12 protein-coding genes and 1 tRNA gene are annotated in these 20,155 nt (G+C 45.5%); 10 read left to right on the top strand and 3 right to left on the bottom strand.

Features of this window, described 5'->3' with window-relative positions; genetic code table 11:
• From N4A56_RS04590 to N4A56_RS04550, 9 genes are all read left to right on the top strand, one after another.
• On the top strand, positions 1 to 294 hold the full coding sequence (locus N4A56_RS04590) for an HPr family phosphocarrier protein (protein ID WP_293670463.1): 294 nt from the start codon (positions 1 to 3) through the stop codon (positions 292 to 294).
• On the top strand, positions 294 to 2,081 hold the full coding sequence (gene ptsP / locus N4A56_RS04585; protein WP_293670461.1) for a phosphoenolpyruvate--protein phosphotransferase: 1,788 nt from the start codon (positions 294 to 296) through the stop codon (positions 2,079 to 2,081). Before N4A56_RS04590 ends, ptsP begins: the two co-directional genes overlap by 1 nt.
• Positions 2,081 to 2,554, top strand: coding sequence for an SsrA-binding protein SmpB (gene smpB, locus N4A56_RS04580; RefSeq protein WP_293670460.1), 474 nt, complete (start codon positions 2,081 to 2,083; stop codon positions 2,552 to 2,554). The genes ptsP and smpB overlap by 1 nt, the downstream gene beginning before the upstream one ends.
• 262 nt (positions 2,555 to 2,816) lie before the next feature.
• Complete coding sequence (locus tag N4A56_RS04575; protein ID WP_295545353.1) at positions 2,817 to 4,196, top strand: FAD-linked oxidase C-terminal domain-containing protein; 1,380 nt, start codon at positions 2,817 to 2,819, stop codon at positions 4,194 to 4,196.
• 12 nt (positions 4,197 to 4,208) lie between these two features.
• The gene (locus N4A56_RS04570; protein WP_295545351.1) at positions 4,209 to 5,543 is read left to right on the top strand and encodes a (Fe-S)-binding protein; all 1,335 of its coding nucleotides are present in this window, start codon (positions 4,209 to 4,211) and stop codon (positions 5,541 to 5,543) included.
• Positions 5,544 to 5,896: 353 nt separating this feature from the next.
• Complete coding sequence (gene secA / locus N4A56_RS04565; protein ID WP_295545349.1) at positions 5,897 to 8,410, top strand: preprotein translocase subunit SecA; 2,514 nt, start codon at positions 5,897 to 5,899, stop codon at positions 8,408 to 8,410.
• 423 nt (positions 8,411 to 8,833) lie between these two features.
• On the top strand, positions 8,834 to 10,012 hold the full coding sequence (gene argJ / locus N4A56_RS04560) for a bifunctional glutamate N-acetyltransferase/amino-acid acetyltransferase ArgJ (RefSeq protein ID WP_295545347.1): 1,179 nt from the start codon (positions 8,834 to 8,836) through the stop codon (positions 10,010 to 10,012).
• A 141-nt stretch (positions 10,013 to 10,153) separates the two neighbouring features.
• Positions 10,154 to 10,247: transfer RNA gene (locus N4A56_RS04555), tRNA-Ser, on the top strand.
• Between the two features lie 217 nt (positions 10,248 to 10,464).
• Positions 10,465 to 11,853, top strand: a complete 1,389-nt coding sequence (locus tag N4A56_RS04550) for an aspartate ammonia-lyase (protein WP_295545345.1) — start codon at positions 10,465 to 10,467, stop codon at positions 11,851 to 11,853.
• An 86-nt stretch (positions 11,854 to 11,939) separates the two neighbouring features.
• On the opposite strand, the gene N4A56_RS04545 is transcribed toward N4A56_RS04550, so the two are convergent.
• Genes N4A56_RS04545 through N4A56_RS04535 form a run of 3 tightly spaced genes read right to left on the bottom strand, consistent with a single transcriptional unit; the run spans position 11,940 to position 16,934 of the window.
• Positions 11,940 to 15,146, bottom strand: coding sequence for an efflux RND transporter permease subunit (locus N4A56_RS04545; protein ID WP_295545343.1), 3,207 nt, complete (start codon positions 15,144 to 15,146; stop codon positions 11,940 to 11,942).
• Complete coding sequence (locus N4A56_RS04540) at positions 15,143 to 16,201, bottom strand: efflux RND transporter periplasmic adaptor subunit (RefSeq protein WP_293670448.1); 1,059 nt, start codon at positions 16,199 to 16,201, stop codon at positions 15,143 to 15,145. Before N4A56_RS04540 ends, N4A56_RS04545 begins: the two co-directional genes overlap by 4 nt.
• Positions 16,125 to 16,934: a TetR/AcrR family transcriptional regulator gene (locus N4A56_RS04535; protein WP_293670447.1), complete on the bottom strand. Its 810-nt coding sequence runs from the start codon at positions 16,932 to 16,934 to the stop codon at positions 16,125 to 16,127. The genes N4A56_RS04540 and N4A56_RS04535 overlap by 77 nt, the downstream gene beginning before the upstream one ends.
• Positions 16,935 to 17,423: 489 nt before the next feature.
• Here N4A56_RS04535 and N4A56_RS04530 point away from each other — a divergent pair, with 489 nt between their 5' ends.
• Entirely contained in the window at positions 17,424 to 19,847 is a 2,424-nt protein-coding gene (locus N4A56_RS04530; RefSeq protein ID WP_295545341.1) for a Cache 3/Cache 2 fusion domain-containing protein, read from the top strand.
• The last annotated feature ends 308 nt before the right edge of the window (positions 19,848 to 20,155 follow it).

The raw sequence follows: 20,155 nt of genomic DNA, 5'->3' as shown, positions 1-20,155 counted from the left end.
ATGGAACCTACAGGTGAAAATAACAGCCTAGAGGCAGTTGTTTGCGTAGAAAATGAGCTAGGGCTGCATGCACGCCCCGCTGGTAAAGTTGCTCAACTGGCGCAAACATTTAAAGCTGATATTGCTCTTTGCATGGCAGACCAAAGAGCAGACGCAAAATCCATTCTGGATATCTTAGCTCTTGCAGCACCGCAGGGCACAGAAATTTGTATTAAAGCTTCCGGCACAGATGCCAGTGAAGCCCTTGAACAGATCAGTCAACTTTTTTATGACAAGTTCGAAGGGGATACATAGTGGCTCGTAAAATTCTTCGCGGCATTCCTGTTTCAGCAGGTATTTCTATCGGTAAGGCTTACTTTGTTAACCGCCAGAAAGAGCGCCGCATCCCGCGCGAAACCATTCCACACCATCTGGTGGCAATTGAAACCCAGCGCCTCCGCAATGCGGCAGAAGAAGTGCGACAGGGATTCATGGATGCTCGTGCGCGCGTTCCTGAAGAATTGAAAGAGCACGGAGCTATTATTGATTCCCACCTGATGATCTGTCAGGACCCTAAGCTTATTGAATCCGCAGCAAATAATATTGCGGAACGCGCAATCACTGCCGAGTGGGCGCTGGAACGCTCCATCGATACCATTGCAAAAGCTTTCAGCGCTATTGATGACCCGTACATCCGAGAGCGCATGCAGGACGTACGTGTTGTTGGTGATAAAATCATGCAAGCACTTATGGGAACGCCAAAGCCTGTCGATTTACCCGCAGGTCGTCGCGTTCTTATGGCGCATGACTTAACTCCGGCAGACGCCATCGAGCTTGAGCTCAACAAAATCATGTCGTTTGCTACGGCAGAAGGCGGCAAAACCTCCCACACTGGTATCCTTGCCCGTTCGTTGCAAATTCCAGCCATCGTCGGTGTTGAAGACCTTGAAGATTCCATTCGAGATGGTGATCTTGTCATTATTGATGCGCTTAAAGGGCTTATCTTCATCGACCCAAGCGAAGATGAGCTTGCCCATTACGGCGACAGAAAATATCAGTTCGAAGACTACCAGAAAGCCATCGTCAAACAATGCCATCTTCCTGCGGAAACAGTAGACGGATACCGTCTGGAGGTATGTGCCAACATTGAGCTTGCAGAAGAACTTGTTCAAGTAAAAGATAATGGTGGCGAAGGGGTAGGACTCTACCGTACCGAGTATGCATTTTTTAATAAGAAAAAAATGCCGGACGAAGAAGACATGTACGAAGAGTACGCAACCCTTGCGGAGCAGCTTGCACCGCAAAAAGTTATTTTGCGTACACTTGATGTCGGCGCAGACAAGTTGTTAGACAAGCATGCGATGCTCGAAGAAGCTAACCCTGCGCTAGGACTTCGTGGCATCCGATTCTGTTTGCGGTACCAAGAAGTCTTTCGCACACAGTTACGCGCAATGCTTCGTGCATCCGTTCATGGCAATATTGGCATCATGTTCCCGATGATCTCCGGCTTAAAAGAGTTGCGTCAGGCACGTTTTGTACTTAACTCTGTTAAGAGCGAGCTTGATGCGGAAGGCATTGCATACAATCCGGATATTCCAGTCGGGATTATGATTGAGTTGCCAAGCGCTGTAATGATTGCAGACACTCTTGCCCGCGAAGTAGATTTTTTCTCCATCGGAACAAACGATCTTATTCAATATTCACTGGGTATTGATAGAACCAATAAACATGTTTCGTATCTTTACCAACCGCTTCACCCAGCCATTGTGCGCTCGATAAAATTCGTTATTGATGCAGCGCACAAGGAAGGTATTGAAGCCTCAGTCTGCGGCGAGGTGGCATCCGACCCGTATTGCGTACCTATTTTAATGGGTATGAGAGTTGACGGAATTTCTATTGCGCCGCAAGCTATTCCGGGAATTAAACGCGTAATCCGCCAAATTGACATGGAAGAATGCATTGAACTGCTAGGGGATGTGCTCACGCACGCTACCGTCTCCAGAATCAATACAAAAGTTCGCAAGCGTATTTTTAAACGCTTCCCTGAAGAACTGTCCTTCTTTGCGTCACTCATTGAGCAGGATGATATAACGGAACCGTAATGAGCAAAAAGAAAAAAAAGAAAAGTGGCGGCAGCTCTATTGCCGTTAATAAAAAAGCACGTCGTTATTACGAAGTGCTTGATACACAGGAAGCAGGTCTTTCGCTGCTGGGCACAGAAGTAAAATCTATGCGTGCCGGACAAGTAGCCTTCACCGACAGCTATATCAGCTACAAAGATGGTGAAGCATGGATTGTAGGGATGCACATTGCCCCTTATGAAAATGCTGGCTATTCACAACACGATCCAGACCGTGACCGCAGGCTTCTCCTCCACCGTCGAGAAATTGAAATGTGGATGACTAAAGTAGAGCAACGTGGACTCACAGTTGTACCGCTTAAACTCTACTTCAAAAACTCACGAATCAAACTGGAAATCGGTTTGTGCCGTGGTAAAAAATTACATGACCAACGTGAAACCATCAAGCAGCGCGATGCAGCCCGCGACCTTGCGCGACAGATGATGGATCGCTAACGTTTTTTATATGCCGGAAACAGCGCATCAGTGCGTTCTTTCCGGCATATTCTATTGTTAAATACCATGAGAGTGACAAGCAGGGACATATTGAAGTCATACTAGAATCCACAAACGAACCTGCACCATTAATTCCTGCATTTCGAATGGATTGTACTTACCAGATCACTGCCCTTTTGCCCTCTCACAAATGTATATTTGCAAGTAACTGCTGGTGTAAAAATTTTGCTAACAATTTTTTCACCATTTTCAGGATAGCTGTATGACGTTACTTTCTCTTCCCCAACGTAGATTTTTGCAAAACCTTTTTCCCTGTTCAGATTGTCTGCTGACACCGGAAGAAATGGTTGTATTTGAAGCCGATGCAAGCCGCCTTGAAGGGACACCGCTTGCTGTGGTTCGTCCAGAAACAGAAGAGCAGATTGTCGAGCTTATGCGCTGGGCACATACAGAGCGCATACCGCTCTACCCTCGTGCCCGTGCAACAAACGTTGTAGGGCTTTGTGTTCCTAAAAAACCGGGCATCGTTGTTTCAACCCTCAAAATGGATTCGATTCTTGAGGTTGATTCAGATGACTTTATTGCCCGCGTCGAACCGGGGGTCATCACCGGCGATTTGCAAAAACGGGTCGAGCAAGAAAAACTCTTCTACCCACCAGACCCTGCCAGTCTGGGGATATCCACCATCGGCGGAAATGTCGCAACGTGTGCTGGTGGGATGCGTGCACTGAAATACGGTGTGACGCGCGAATGGGTGCTTGGCTGCAAAGCGGTACTCCCCGGAGGTAAAACAATTACCTGCGGTGGACGCAACCACAAAAATGTTGTCGGACTTGACCTGCTTCGTCTTCTTACAGGCAGCGAAGGCACACTTGCCTTTATGACTGAGCTGACGCTGAAGTTAATCCCAAAGCCGGAATCAACAGCTTCTATCCTCGCAGGTTTTGCGAACCTTGAAGAAGCACTGCACGCAATCAAAATTATGTTTAAAGCGGGGATGCTTCCGGCTGCGCTCGAATTTATGGGGCCGGAAGTTCTTACAGCCCTGTCAGATGCGGGAGCTGTAGCGTGGCCTTCCACTGTAACAGCCTCTCTCTTATTGCGCTTTGACGGTTCACATCAGGCTTTGCAAGCTGATGTAGAAAAAGCCGAAGCCATTTTCAAAGCATGCAACGTGTTATGGTCTACCACAGGTATGGGTAAAGAAGAGGAGGAGCCATTATGGGATGTGCGCCGCTCTATCAACCCTGCGTCCTTTAAAGTTGCACCCAACAAATTTTCTGACGATGTTACCGTCCCTCGCGGCAAGCTGCTTCAAGCTGTAACAGGCATTCGTGATATTGCGGAAAAACACACGTTACCGATTCTTACTTTTGGACATGTCGGCGATGGCAATATTCATGTGAACATTATGCACGATGCATCTGACGCGCAGGAGCTGGCACGGGCAAAATCTGCCAAGTCAGAAATTTCAAAATTTGTTCTTTCACTGCAAGGAACACTATCCGGCGAACACGGTGTAGGGCTTATCAAGGCTCCATATGTGCACTTACAGCTTAGTAAGACAGAGCGTTTGCTCATGAAACAAATCAAACAAATTTTTGACCCCCACTCTATTATGAATCCGGGCAAAGCATTTTAGGGGAACAGTAGTATGACTCAAGACAACGCCACAACCACTACCTCTCCTGAAAAAGCACAAACTCCCAAGCAACGCGAGGCTGCCTGCATTCTTTGCGGAAAGTGCGTATCAGTCTGCCCAGTATATCTTTCTACAAAGCAGGAAGAGCTTACCCCCAAAGCAAAGCAGCGTACTATTGCTGCCCTGAAAGAAAATGCGCAGCAGCTCAAAGTCACAGACTGTACTAAACTTGCTGAAATGTGCCTTTCCTGCGGAAAATGTGCTAAAACCTGCCCGCAAGGGCTCAACTTTCCGCAACAGCTTGCAAACATGCGAGCCGCACACCCCGGTTGGAAACAATGGATGTGGAAGCGCTGGATTAACCAAGGTGCTGTTCTCTGGCCAATGCTTTCTACATTGAGCAAAGCTGCACCAGATTCAAAAGGTAAAAACGAAGCAACCCGTTTAGTGCAATCTATTCAGGCAATGCAGCCTGCAACTGATATTCCTGCCTACATATCTGTTGCAACATATGACAAAGAAATAGGAGAAGGTCAGCATGTACTGCTTTTCTCCGGCTGCACAGCCAACCGTGTTCAAAAAAGTTGGAAGTACAAAAGCGAATCGATACTCAAAAATCTTGGCTATACCCTGCTTCCTACCAAAGATTTAACATGTTGCGGGCTAACACTGGATCATGCCGGAGCACCGGAAGCCGCGCACAAAAGTCGCATGCAAAACCTGCGGGCATGGCGTGCAGCAGAGCGTCCGCTCATCGTAACATTTTGTGCAACCTGTTATCTTGGACTTGCAGAATATGTTCGCGATGATTCGCTAGGTTGGGCGGAAGGCGAACAGGAAGCATGGTCAAAAGCATTGCGTCCCATTTCTACCTTATGGGGAAACTCTCTTTTTACAGTGGATACTCCGAGCAATCTTGTCATCCGTTATCATCAACCCTGCCACTGGCACGGCAATGACCTTGACTACACTTGGCTCAAAGAAATTCTCTACGATGAAATAAGCTCCCCCGACTCCGCCTCATGCTGCGGTATGGGCGGTATAGCTCAGCTTGGCAACCGAAAACTTACTCGCAAGGTAGCCACCCGCTGCTGGGAAAACTTATTACAGCAACCACCGAAAAAGGATGACAGCATCCCTTGCTACAGCAAGCCCATGGGGAACTGCTTATGCGACCTGTATGATGACGAAGACGAGCTTGAATCCGACCTCTGTACCGAAGTCGAATCCACGTATTTAGTCATCACTGGATGCAGCGGCTGCACCCTTCAGTTACGCGGCACCGCTCCAGTTTGTAATGGAGAAAAAGTAAAGGTTGGGCATTGGCTGGATATCATTGAGCCATAGTGCTCTAAGAAACGCTTTGAAAAGCAAAAAAAGAAGCTGTTAGCCCTTGCCAATCCTCATTGCGTTATTAATTGATTTCCAGTACCTATTACCGGATTGACCTGTGTTTGAGTCACAAACACGCCCTTCTGTACTTAGTTACGTTCAAAATACAGTCTATGCACCACACTGTGTAGCCGCATAATTCGGTAAACAGAAAAAAGATAAAAGAAAAGCATACTGTTAATGCGTATAGTACAGTGATTTTTTTTCAAACTAACGCAGAATAATGCACGGTCGGCATAACTCTGCGGCTATTATAAATTTTCTCTCCATACTTATATGGAGTTTTATACTGTTTTTCAGGAGAAATAATGATCAACTTCGTTATAAAGAAAGTGTTCGGCACTCAAAATGACCGCTATCTAAAAAGTCTGCGTCCGGTTATCAAGCAGATCAACGACCTCGAACCAACTATTCAAGCTTTACCGGATGAAGATTTTCCAGCACGCATAGCCGAACTCAAGGAAGAAGTTGCCAACGGAACAGAACTTAAAGAAATTCTCCCTGAAGTTTTTGCACTTGTCCGTGAAGCTGGTGTCCGTGTACTCGGCATGCGTCACTACGATGTTCAGCTTATCGGTGGTTGTGCGCTGCACGACGGTAAAATTGCTGAAATGAAAACCGGTGAAGGTAAAACTCTTGTAGCAACACTGCCTGTTGTTTTGAATGCCCTTACCGGCAAAGGTGTACACGTCATCACCGTTAACGACTATCTTGCAACACGAGATGCTCAGTGGATGGGACAGCTGTACAGCTTCCTTGGTCTTACTACCGGCATCATTGTTCATGGTCTGAGTGATGAAGAGCGCAAAGCAGCCTACGGCTCCGACATTACCTACGGTACAAACAACGAATTCGGCTTCGATTATCTCCGTGATAACATGAAGTTCTACAAAGAGCAGCTTGTTCAGCGCCCTCATCACTTTGCGATTGTCGATGAAGTTGACTCCATCCTCATTGATGAAGCCCGTACACCACTCATTATTTCCGGTGCATCTGAAGATTCCACCGCTCTGTACGGTCAAATTGATAATATTGTTCCTTCCCTTAAAGAAGAAACGCACTACACAATGGATGAAAAAGCCCGCTCTGTATCTCTCACAGATGAAGGCGTCATCCGTGTCGAACAGCTTCTTAAAATCGACAACTTGTACGACCCGACAAACATCACCTTGCAGCATCACGTTTTGCAGGCGTTGAAAGCGCATAAAATCTTCAAACGCGATGTTGATTACATTGTTAAAGAAGGTCAGGTTGTTATTGTTGATGAATTTACCGGTCGTCTCATGCCGGGCAGACGTTTCTCCGATGGTCTGCATCAGGCGTTGGAAGCTAAAGAAGGCGTTAAAGTTGAAGCAGAAAACCAGACACTTGCTTCCATCACCTTCCAGAACTACTTCCGCATGTACGAAAAACTGGGCGGCATGACTGGTACAGCGGACACAGAAGCTGTTGAATTCCAGCAAATTTACAATCTGGCAGTTTGCTCCATTCCGACAAACCGTCCGATGACCCGTAAAGATTTCCCTGATGTCATTTACCGCACCAATCGCGAAAAATTCAATGCAATTGCCGATTCCATTGCAGAATTGCATAAGAACAATCAGCCAGTTCTTGTCGGTACCATTTCTATCGAGACATCCGAACTTATTTCTCAGTTGCTCAAACAGCGCCGCATTCCTCACAATGTGTTGAACGCAAAGCACCATGAGCAGGAAGCGCAGATTGTTGCTGAAGCCGGTCAAAAAGGTCGCGTTACCATCGCAACCAACATGGCGGGTCGTGGTACTGATATCGTGCTTGGTGAAGGCGTAAAAGAAGCTGGCGGTCTCCACATTCTGGGTACAGAACGCCATGAATCCCGACGCATCGACAACCAGTTGCGTGGTCGTTCCGGTCGTCAGGGCGACCCGGGTTCTTCACGTTTCTACCTGTCTCTTGAAGATGACCTGATGCGCCTGTTTGCTTCCGAGCGTATGTCTAACATGATGCAGAAACTCGGCATGGATGAAGGTGAGCCTATCGAAAACAGCATGGTTTCTAAAGCAATCGAAAATGCTCAGAAACGTGTTGAAGGTCGCAACTTCGAAATTCGTAAAACGCTTCTCGACTACGACAACGTTATGAACCAGCAGCGTGAGGTTATCTACACCCTTCGCCGTGAAATCATGATGAATGAAAGTCAGGAAGAACTGATTCAGGAATTTCTCTCTGACCTCATGGATGTGCTTTACGAAGAGTGGAACGCAACCAAGCCGGAAGATCGCGGCGAACTTGCCGAAGCACTGCCTGTTCAGCTTGACGAAATCTTCAACCTTTCTGCATCCATCGACCTTACATCTGTTCCTTCAGAAGAATATGCACACAAGGCTGTTCAAGAGCGGCTTGCTGTTCTTAAAAACGATGCAAACGAAGTATACGAAGATGTGCTCCGTTACTTCCTGCTGGAAGAACTTGACCGCTGCTGGAAAGAACACCTTCTCAACATGGATCACCTTCGTGAGGGCATCGGTTTACGCGGTTACGGTCAGCGTGACCCTAAGCAGGAATACAAACGTGAAGGCTTTGAACTTTTCCAAGATATGCTTTTCCGCATTCGCGAAAACGTGTTCAAAGCACTTACCCGTCTGCGTATTCAGCGTGCCGAAGAAGAAGAGCAGGAAGTGCTGCGTGATGAATTCCGTCACAAAGAAGAAACTGCTGTCACCTACTCCGGTGGTGAAGAAGATAACAAGCCTGCAAAGCGCGCCGAGCCTAAAATCGGTCGCAATGCACCGTGTCCTTGCGGCAGTGGCAAAAAATACAAAAAATGCTGTGGTGCATAGTATTACGTAGTCAAAGAATGTGCCTGCGGTGCTTTGTATAAAAAAGCAAGCCTGCGGCGCGTATGTTTTGCTGGTGTCTCCGACGGGGAAGGGCTCTGCCCCTCCACCCCGCAAGGGGGAATCCCCCTTGACCCGATAAGCGAAGAACCTACGTCTCAACAGTCAGCCACGGCTTAATTATGCTTTGGTAAAGGGTGGAGTTTTTACTCCACCCTTTTTTTATGATCATACTGTTTGGAAACACACTTTAGTCATCATTCATTACAGCATAATTTTTCACAATACATTTTACGGTATGCCAACAAAAAAAGCGTTCTTCTCAGGTAACCAGAACTCCTCATTGACATTCTGCAAAGTCTCGCAAATTATGAAGCGGTACTGGCTAGTACTATATTCTAAACACTAACAAATACGAGAAATGCTGTGGATACTCCTAAAGGATACAAATACGCTGCCATTGAAGGGAATCTAAAGTATTCTGGCAGACTCGATCTTGCGCTCATCGTCAGCGACACACCTTGCGTGGCTGCTGGAACATTTACCACAAACAAATTTCAGGCTGCTCCTGTAGTTGTGGCAAAAGAACTTGTAGAAAACTCTACTAACGTGCAGGGAATTATGATTAACGCTGGCAGTGCCAACGCATGTACTGGCGAAGAAGGGCTTGCCAACTGCAAGCGCTCACTTGAGCTGGTGTCTTCCCGCCTTGGACTTCGCTCTGATGCTATACTGCCTGCTTCTACAGGAGTTATCGGCTTACAATTCGATATGGAAAAATGGGAAGCCGCCGCGCCTGTATTAGTTGATGCAGTGGGCAAGCACACAGGTGATGATTTTGCCAACGCCATAATGACTACGGACACCTTCCCGAAAACTGCAAGCCGTTCCATCATTGTTGATGGAAAAACTGTTACCATTGCAGGTATGGCAAAAGGTGCGGGTATGATTTGCCCAAACATGGCAACCATGCTGGGAACTGTTATTACTGATGCTCAAATTGATGGTGCTCTATGGAAACGAATCGTCAAAACTGCTGTTGATGGTTCGTTCAACTGCGTTTCGGTAGATGGCGATACTTCTACAAACGATTGCGTGTTAGCGTTAGCCAACGGTGCAAGCGAAGCCTATATCACAGATGCAACCGAAACAGAATTCCAACAGGCTGTTACATCACTTATGCGTGAGTTATCATACCAGCTTGTGCAGGACGGTGAAGGGGCTACCAAGGTAATGCAGATTCTTGTTTCAGGCGCAAAAAATAACGCTGAAGCAGATATGATTGCCCGCACCGTAGGACATTCACCGCTTGTCAAAACAGCAATTTACGGCAAAGATGCAAACTGGGGTCGCATTGTCGCTGCAATCGGTCGAAGCGGTGCAGACTTTGAAGCAACAGACGTTCAGCTTACCATGTGCGGTATTGAATTATTCAAAAACGGACAGCCTTCAGATGTTGATTTTGACACCCTGCTGAAGCCATATTTAGAAGAACGTGATATTCTCATCGACATTGTGGTAGGAAATGGCGAAGGTAAAGCGGAATTATTTGCATCTGATCTCACACACGAGTATATTTCTATCAACGCGGATTATCGCAGTTAGCAACGACTTTCGTGTAACTTGATAGAAAACTCCGTATAAAGTAAAAATATTTTTAAAATTGTGCTTGACAGTTACCACCCGTTTTCTGTAAACACTCTTTCGTCGCAACGAAGGAACGACTTCGTTAAGACCACAAAACACGGTGAGGTGTCCGAGTTGGCCGAAGGAGCTCGCCTGCTAAGTGAGTATACGCCTTAAAAGCGTATCGAGAGTTCGAATCTCTCCCTCATCGCCAGTGTTTATTTGGGTTGTATCGAAAGATACAACCCTTTTTTTTGTGCCTGCTGTTCAGCAGAGTCATCCTACGCCATTCACACATACCAATACAACTCCCATCATCCCGCACTGCCAGATAACACTCGCGGTTAACTGTGTTTCATGTTTAACTGAGTATACCGTTATTACTGGACATGGTTATTTTCCACTAACAGCCACTACGTTGCGGAGTCCTTATGAACGATCAGTACCGCATTGAGCACGACTCTCTGGGCGAACTTAGCGTCCCTAAAGATGCATACTACGGAATTCACACAGCCCGTGCTGCACAAAATTTTACCATCACCGGCATCCCACTACATCACTTTCCAGAACTTGTAGTTTCTCTTGCACGCGTTAAAAAAGCATGCGCGCTTACTAACTTTGAAAGTAAGTTACTCACAGATATTCAAGCCAACGCCATTATTGAAGCATGTGACGACATTATAGAAGGCGATCATCACGATCAGTTCATTGTTGATATGATGCAAGGCGGTGCTGGAACCTCAACCAACATGAATGCCAACGAGGTTATTGCAAACCTCGCGTTGGAAAAAATGGGATACGCTAAAGGTCAATACGAGCACCTGCATCCAAACGACCACGTTAACTGCTCGCAGTCTACGAATGATGTGTACCCGACAAGCGCCCGCATTGCGGTGTTAAGCAAGTGCAAGGCACTCACCGACCAGCAACTGGAACTAAGCGCAGCATTTAAAGAACGTGCAGAGGCATTCAGCACCATTCTTAAAGTCGGCAGAACTCAGCTACAAGATGCTGTACCTATTACGTTGGGCTCAGAATTTGCCGCGTATGCTGTGACTATTGAAGAAGACGTAGAGCGTGTTATTCAACTCTCTCAGCTTCTCAAAGAAATTAACCTTGGTGGTACCGCCATCGGCACATGTATCAACACACCACCACATTTTTCTTACAAAGCAGTTAGGCATCTCAGCAAATTGGTTGGATACGAGCTTATCCCCGCAGCCAACCTCATTGAAGCATCTTCCGACATGGGAGCCTTCGTTACCTTCTCCGGCACGTTGCGCCGCATAAGCGTAAAGCTTTCTAAAATTTGCAATGACCTTCGGCTCCTTAGTAGTGGACCATGCGCAGGCTTTGGAGAAATTTCGCTGCCGCCAGTACAGGCTGGATCATCGATTATGCCGGGTAAAGTAAACCCTGTAATTCCAGAAGTTGTTAACCAAGTAGCCTATCAGGTCATTGGGCACGATGTCACTGTCACCATGGCAGCAGAAGCAGGGCAGCTTCAGCTTAATGTAATGGAACCTGTTATTATTTTGAATGTACTTCAGTCCGTACACATGCTTGTAAATGCAATGCACGCGCTAGCGACTAAATGTGTTAACGGCATTACCGCCAATGAAGACCGATGCAACGAATTGCTCATTCAAAGCTCAGTTATGGCAACAGCACTTGTTCCAGTTATCGGCTACGAAAAAGCAGCAGATATCGCCAAACTTTCTCTAAAAGAACGAATTCCAGTTGCACAGGCAGCTGCCAAGCTCGGATTCATGACCGAAGAAGAAGTGAACGAAGCCTTTAGCACATGTCACCTTACGTAACGATTCACCAATTAAGTTACCATAAAAAATGCCCCTGACAGATGTTCTATCAGGGGCATTTACTATTTCAGGATAACAGGTAGCGGCTAAGCGGCATCTCCCGGTGCGACAGGTGACCCTTTACGCTTTTCACTTTCTTCAATGGATTCCTGCAACGCTCTATCAGCATCGTTCTGTTTCTGTGCTTTTTTATTGGTCATTCGTTCCCAACGTGCTTTCGCACCATCTTTAAGGGAACAAAGCACTGGCACAACAAGCAAGGTCAGCATTGTTGCGACAAACAGACCGAAGATAACGGCGACAGCCATAGGGCTCCACCACGCTGTAGAGTCAGACTTCGTAATGAACGTAAACGTAAAGAAGTCAAAGCTAACCCCTACTGCCATCGGCAGCAGCCCCAAAATGGTTGTAATTGCTGTAAGCAATACAGGGCGGAAGCGAGTCAGACCAGCTTTAAGCAACGCATCACGAGTATTCAGACCTCTGGCACGCAATTGTTCAAAGTAGTCAATAAGAACAATTGCGTTGTTAACAACAACCCCTGCAAGGGAAATTACCCCTACACCTGTCATAACAATACCAAAAGGCATTCCACAAATAAGAAGTCCGCCGAATACACCGATAAGCGACAGCAATACCGAAGTAAGAATAATAAACGGAGTTGCCATAGAGTTGAACTGTGCAACAAGGACGATGAAGATCAAGAAGATCGTTGCAACAAAGGCTTCTGTCAAAAACTCAGATGCCTTGCGCTGTTCTTCCTGCTCACCGGTAAATGTATACGAATATCCACGCGGCCAGCTCATTTGCTTCAAGCGGGCATCAATGTCACGAATAACGTCGTTAGCAAGTCGTCCTTCAACGTTTGCAGATACAGTTACAACACGCTTCTGGTCTTTATGGTTAATTGCACCCAGTCCAGACGCAAGCTTTACACTCGCCACTGAAGTAAGCGGGATAGGTTCCCCACTAGGACCGGAAACAGTAAGACGACGCAAGGCTTCGATAGACTGACGTTCGCTTTCCGGCAATTTTGTCAGAATATCGTACTCGTCTTTACCTTCTCGGTACACGCCAACTTTTACACCGTTAATTGCAGCCTTGATGGTATACGCAATGGCGTATGTATCCAGCCCAAGCAGTGCTGCACGCTCTTTATCAACACGAATCTGTACTTCCGGCTTACCGGAAACAAAGTCATCCTTAATATCAACAGGCCCTGAGACTTCACGGAACACACTGCGTATTTTCTCAACAACAGCACCCAGTTCACGCATGTCTTTACCATACACTTCAAGGTTGACTGGAGAACCGGTAGGCGGCCCACCTTTTTCTTCCTCAACGCGCACTTCGGCACCGGTAATCATTGCTGTAAGGCGCTCACGCATTTCATTAATAACATCAAATGAAGATACACCACGCTCAGCAATCGGCACAAAGTCCAGAGTTACAGCACCAAGATGTGTACCAGTGCCGCCACCGCCGAAAGTACCTCCAGAACCGGAACCCGTATTTGCGATAACAAACCGGACATCTTTATATTCTTTACCTGCACGCTCTACGACGCGCATAAGCCGGTCGGTCGCATCAAGGTTAGTGCCTACAGGCGCTTTAATGTTTACATTGGCGCGTTTTGGTTCAACTTTAGGGAAGAACTCTACGCCCTTACCAAATGCCCCAAAGGAGAAAATGGAGGCAAAGAACATGAGCACCGAAATCGCCAGCACAATAACACGATGATTCAGCGACCACTTCAGCATGCCGAGATACACACGGCGTGCACCGGTTATTGATTCTGTTCCATCATCTGCAAACTTTGGTGCAGCAGCAGTCTGGAACCGTGCTGAAAACACAGGGTTGATTACCAACGCCACAAAAAGCGAACCAAATAGCGCAAGGATTACTGTACGAGGCAGGTAGGACATAAATTCCCCCATAATCCCCGGCCAGAAAATCATCGGAAAGAATGCACCAACAGTTGTTAATGTGGATGTAATTACAGGCCAGGCAACCTCGTTTGTTCCGTCCAAAGCAGCTTGAGCTTTACTTTTGCCCTCCTGCATATGCCTGTAGATATTCTCTACGATTACAATACCGTTATCTACCAACATCCCAAGAGCGAGAATCAGTGAGAACAGCACAACCATGTTAAGCGTAATCCCAAGCAAGCGCAGTAGTACAAAGGTAATGAGCATAGACAGAGGAATAGCAATAGACACGAAGAAAGCAGACCTGCCGCCGATAAAGAAGAACACAACAGCAAGTACAAGAACCAGACCTGTAAGAATGTTATTCTCAAGGTCGGAAACCATATTGCGCACGTCTTCTGCCATGTCACCAACGACATCTAAATCAAGGGTGGGCGGAAGAAACTTCTTCGATTCTTCGAGAGCTTCAGTTACCCCTTGGTTTACTTTAATAATATTTTCACCGCTTCGCTTAATAATTTGTAGCGTTACGGCATTTTGACCGTTCATACGGCTTCGCGTTGTCGGGTCTTTATAATGATCGCGGATCGAAGCAATATCGCGCAGGTAAACAGGTTTACCATCGCGCACAAATGCAACAATGTTATTTATTTCAGAAGGGTTTTGAAAATCTTCCGGCACACGAACCTGATAACGGGCATCACCAATATTCATGGAGCCGCCCGGCATGTTCACGTTACCCTTTTGAACAGCGTTCACCAGTGAGCTGAAAGGAACATTGTATGCGCCGATACGATCAAGATCGAATTCAACATGAATCTCACGCTCAAGCCCCCCGATAAGACGGGCATCCAACACGCCTGGAACAGACTCAAGTTTATCTTCTAAATCTTCTGCAAAAACCTTCAGCCGTTTCAAACTGAACGGACCGGACAATACAACCTGCATGGTCGGCATGTCCGCAAAGTTCGCTTCAGAAATAAACGGGTCGTCTTCAAGGTCACTCGGGAGATCGCCTTTTGCCTGATCTACCTTATCGCGTACTTTTTGCAGCGCATCATCAATAATGACGTTAGGCAAAAATTTAATGGCGATAGCAGATTCACCGTCTTTAGAGGTTGATCGCAATTCTTCGACATCCGAAAGACCTTTCAGCTTTCTTTCCAGAGGGATAGTAACAAGCTTTTCAATATCCTCCGGTGCTACCCCTTCATAATATGTATTAACAAATACATATGGAATTGTGATATCCGGCTCCGCTTCACGCGGCAGTGAGAAGTAACTGCTTAAACCGGCTAGAATTATCAACCACAACAGAACAAAGACAACAGGCTGTCTTTTCAACGCTACCTGATTAAGAATCATCGAACTTCCACCTTCACGCCGTCTTCAACTTCACGATGCCCTGCAATAATCAGATGATCTCCAACGTTCAATCCGGCAAGAACCTGCACCTTATCACCGTTGATAACACCAAGGGTGACAGTACGAGCCTGTGCAACACCGTCTTTTTCGACAAAAGCGATACGTTCTCCACCTTTATCAATAATAGAGAAAAGAGGTACGGAAACAATATCATTAAGTGCACGACGTACAAAACTTGCACGGGCAATCATGCCCGGACGGATTCTTCCATCATCATTTTTGACGATGATACGTACTGGAAATGTACGGGTCGCAGGATCAGCTTTCCATGCCACAAAATCGACAACACCGCTCCATTTCTCGTTAGGGTATGCATCAAAAACAACAGGTGCATCTTGCCCTTTTGAAAGGAAACGAACATCCATTTCCGGCACGTTGAAGGTTATTTTAATCTGATCGACATTCACAATATTCGCGATAGCAGCACCCTTGGAAACATATTCACCGGGATCAACATTGACCTTATTAACAATGCCGGAAACAGGTGAGACAACAATACCGTGTTCGTAGTTTACTTCAGCTTCCTGAAGGTTTGTTTTTGCAACAGTAAATTCTGTCTCTGCACGTTCCAGCTCTTCCTGAGACAGCACATTACCGTCATACAATTTCTTGCGTCGGTTGAGCTGATGTCGTTTCATCTTGAGGTTTGCTTCAGCACGATCTTTAACTGCGGTAAGTGCTTTCAAATCAATGCGAACGATCTCTCCAGCTTCTTTAACAGAATCACCTTCAGTCACGCCAACCCATTCGATAAGCCCTTCCTGTTCAGCAGCCAAGGCAACATCGTACATCGCTTCTGTTTCACCCGGCAGCATAATAGTATCAGTGATGGCTGCCGGAGCTATCTTTTCTACTTTTACTTTTACGACATATTCGTTTGTTGAAGGTACGTTTGTTGCTGTTTCGCTTGCTTCGCCGTTACTGCACCCCATCTGGATAACGAGTAGACTCACAGCAAGCAGTACACCACAAACTTGGAAAATCAATTTCTGCATCCATTAACTCCGAATAATTCTTAATGCCTCCAATGGAGAAGGCAGTAATATGTTGTGCGATACCGTAAGCATCACTATCCGTAAAAAACTTTTGCTCTTTAGCCAGTAGCAAGTCATCGATATGCATTACATAAAAAAACAGTTGGGAAAAATATCCGCTCAATAAGGCGTCCAGTTGCTGTTCGTTACATTTATGCCCTGTCAACGTATCTACTATCGGGGTAACTATCCCTCGCAGCAGCATATTGTTTTCGTGTGCAACATTTTGAAATGCTTCAAATCTATTGATAAAAGCATCATGCAGCAGCCTGTTTAAGTTCCAATACTCATCACCATGCGAAATGAGCATGCCGCTTATACAGGCAAGCGTAAAACCGAACAGCCGTTCTTCCGGCTCTGCTGAGTCATCTACTCCACCATGCAAAGGGTAGATGCCTCGTATTTCGTACAGAAAATCTTCCAGTACTGATGCCTGCAACCTGTCTTTATTTCCAAAATGGTAATTAACAGCTGACACATTTGCATTAGCAGCACGACAAATTTCCCGAACGGTAGCACTTTGCCCGTGTTGGGCAAAAACTGTACGCGCGGTATTAAAAATACGACTCCGCGTATCAGGCGCACTCTGCACTTGAGCACGATGCTCCTGCCACGCCTGTAAAGAACTGTCACGCAATTGGAAATATTTGACTGCAATATCCCTAAATCGCTCTGGACCAACAACCTTTCCCATAAATCCTCATAAGCAATAAAATTCAAACAACGTTTGAATCGTTATTTCAAACATTGTTTGAATTTAGTCAAGCTAATTTTTTATTCTTCATACAAAGAACTGCCTACTTCTTTTCTTGGTCGTACTCTGACACCGTTTTTTATACAAAAAAGACGGGTCACTAAAATTTTTTCTCCGAATGATACCAATATATTGCCTATACTTTTATCAAAAGTGAAACTCACTACATTTAAAGACATACAGGAAAATACCGATATGTAATAAAGGAGAATTGCTATAATATTCATTATTAAATATAGCTTGTTAACGCGCAACAGCAAACCTGTACTGCAAGGCGCTGTATCGAACACTTACTTCATTCTGCTTGGGAGAATATCGAATATACCTAGCACTCACTGTGCTTTTTAGACCTGCTCATGACTTTTTTGCGTCGTCGCCAAAAACACGACGAATTCTCTAGATCAATTTCAAATTTCAGGGGATGGGAAGATGGGGCTGAATTTCAATAAAAAATTAATTTTATCTGTTTTATGTGTGATAGTGACTCTGCTCAGTGTTCTGAGCTTTACTAACTATAAAGTTTCACATGGCACTTTCGACAAGCTCGGAAAACAATTTATTAGTGCCATGGTTGTTAGTTTGAAAGACAGTGTAGAAATGCAACACAAAATTACACTTGAAAAACTTGCAACAGATATTAGCGTTTTTGAATTTGAAATTAATAGTAATGGTAAACTACATGTAGATACATCGAATACTATTACTACTACAATTACCAATCAGGTCACTAAAGTTTCCGATTCTGTAACCATCCCTACTCTATCCCTAGGCGCAGGCATTGGAAGAAAAACACTCAATAACAGCAACAAGCTTGTAGACGACATTCAACGTATTGTCGGTGGCACTGCTACTATCTTTCAGGTTCTCCCTGATAAACTTCTCCGCATATCTACCAACGTAAAAAAACTTGATGGCAGCCGCGCTACCGGAACCTACATTCCTTCCAGCAGTCCAGTGTATAAAACTGTCGTGAACGGCAATACATTCACGGGTAAAGCTTTTGTAGTAAACGACTGGTTTGTCACCACATATAAGCCTCTCAAAGATAAAAATGGTAACATCATCGCCGTAGTTTACTGTGGACGCCCTATGATGACAAAACCATTGCAGGATATGATTGAAAAGATCACCTACGATGGTCACGGCTACCCATTTATCACCCGCTCTGACGGAAGCTTTGTCTACCATCCAGACTCTTCCCTCATGAAAAATGGTAATTTGTCTAATATGGAGGCAGGTGAAGAAATTAGAAAAAACAAATCTGGATTTACGCACTATACATATAAAGGCGAGGAAAGACTTTCTTTTGTCCACACAATCGAATCCAGAGACTGGCATATTTATTTTACGTTGCCTGTCAAAGACCTTAGCCTCGGAGCAGACAAAACACTTATGGAGTTGAGCATCGCAAGCATCGTTTGTGGAATTATCATCTCCTGTATTGTACTTGTATTTCTTCTTCGCAAGCTTTTATCACCGCTTGAAGACCTTAGCGACACCGCACAAAAAATTGCTGAAGGCGACCTTAATGCCCGCTCAAATTACGAGCTAGACGACGCAATCGGCAGCACTGTCACATCAATCAATGCTATGGTTGCAGAGCTAAAAAATAAGCTTGGGTTCTCCGAAGGGGTACTTAACGGAATACCAATGCCGTGTTCCATTATCGGTTCTGACTTTAATGTACTATGGGTTAATCAGGAACTCTGTACCTTTATTGCCAAAAGCGGAACGCCTGAAAGTTACGTTGGTGTACGCTCTGGCGAATTTTTCTATAAAGATAAAAATGTCGAAACGATTTCCGACAAAGCAATCCGAACAGAACAACCAATTCAAACAGAAGTTGAATACACACACCCATCAGGAAAAAAATTGTATGTTTACGCTAGTGTAACACCATTTTACGACATGGATGGAACGCTACTCGGTTCTGTTGCCTTCTGGCATGACATAACCGAAATCCGCGAAAGCCAAGCCACCATTGTTCGTCAAAATGAGCGCATTGCCGACACCGCAGCACAAGCCTACTCCATTGCAGATCAAGTTTCGTCTGCATCTGAAGAACTTTCTGCACAAGTTGAGGAATGTAGGTCTGGGGCATCAATTCAGGCAGAGCGAATTAGCGAATCTGCCATTGCTATTGAGCAAATGAACTCTACGACTCTCGAAGTAGCTCGCAATGCATCCGATGCAGCAGAAACAGCAGAAAATGCAAAAACAATTGCTGAAGAAGGTGCTGGAGTGGTTACAGAAGTTATCAGCTCCGCAGAGGAAGTTCATTCTCATACAGAACGTATGCAAAGCACTCTGAGCGAACTGAGCACTCAAGCTGACGGCATTGGAAACATCATAAATGTTATTAATGACATTGCTGACCAGACGAACCTGCTTGCATTAAACGCAGCAATTGAAGCTGCACGAGCAGGTGAAGCAGGAAAAGGCTTTGCTGTTGTAGCAGATGAAGTACGTAAGCTTGCAGAAAAAACCATGAATGCAACAAAAGAAGTCGCATCAGTGGTTCAAGGTATTCAAAGCAGCAGCGCCAGCACTCTTACCTACATGAATGAGGTTGCGAGCCTTATTGAAGGTACCACAGCCCACACACAACAAGCAGGAAAAGCGCTTGAACAGATTGTTGATACGGTTTTAGGAGCTTCAGATAAAGTCCGTTCAATCGCAACTGCTGCGGAAGAACAATCTGCTGCTGCTGAACAGATTTCAGGCGCTTCAGGCGAAGTGAACCGCCTTGCAGATGAATCCGCCCAAGCTCTCACGGAATCAGCACATGCAGTTCTTGAGCTTTCCAGACTAGCACAGAGCTTAAAAACGCTTATCGATGATTTACAACAATAACGCGTCCTCCTTCACTATGTGGCTCGGTACATCCTCCTAGAGAAACCCCTTACCGAGTCACTTAGTGAAGATTACGTGTTTTTCTTCACTTTTCACTGCAACACGTTGATGTTTTTTCCTTCCTACTGCAATACACCGAGAATCAAACAATAATCAGGCGACAATTTTATTGTGTAATAGTGTATTGTTTACTGCAAGTGGCACATTTTATGTGCTTCACTCTCTGTTCTATGAGTGTTATGGCGTCCTCATAGACATATCATTTCAAGCAAGTGCGCTTGCTGCCGTCACATCTTGCCGTTTTTTCA

The sequence above is a fragment of the Halodesulfovibrio sp. genome (assembly GCF_025210605.1).
GTDB lineage: Bacteria > Desulfobacterota > Desulfovibrionia > Desulfovibrionales > Desulfovibrionaceae > Halodesulfovibrio.
The sequence above is the reverse complement of the archived record's forward strand: the minus strand, read 5'-3'. Positions and strand labels throughout refer to the sequence as shown.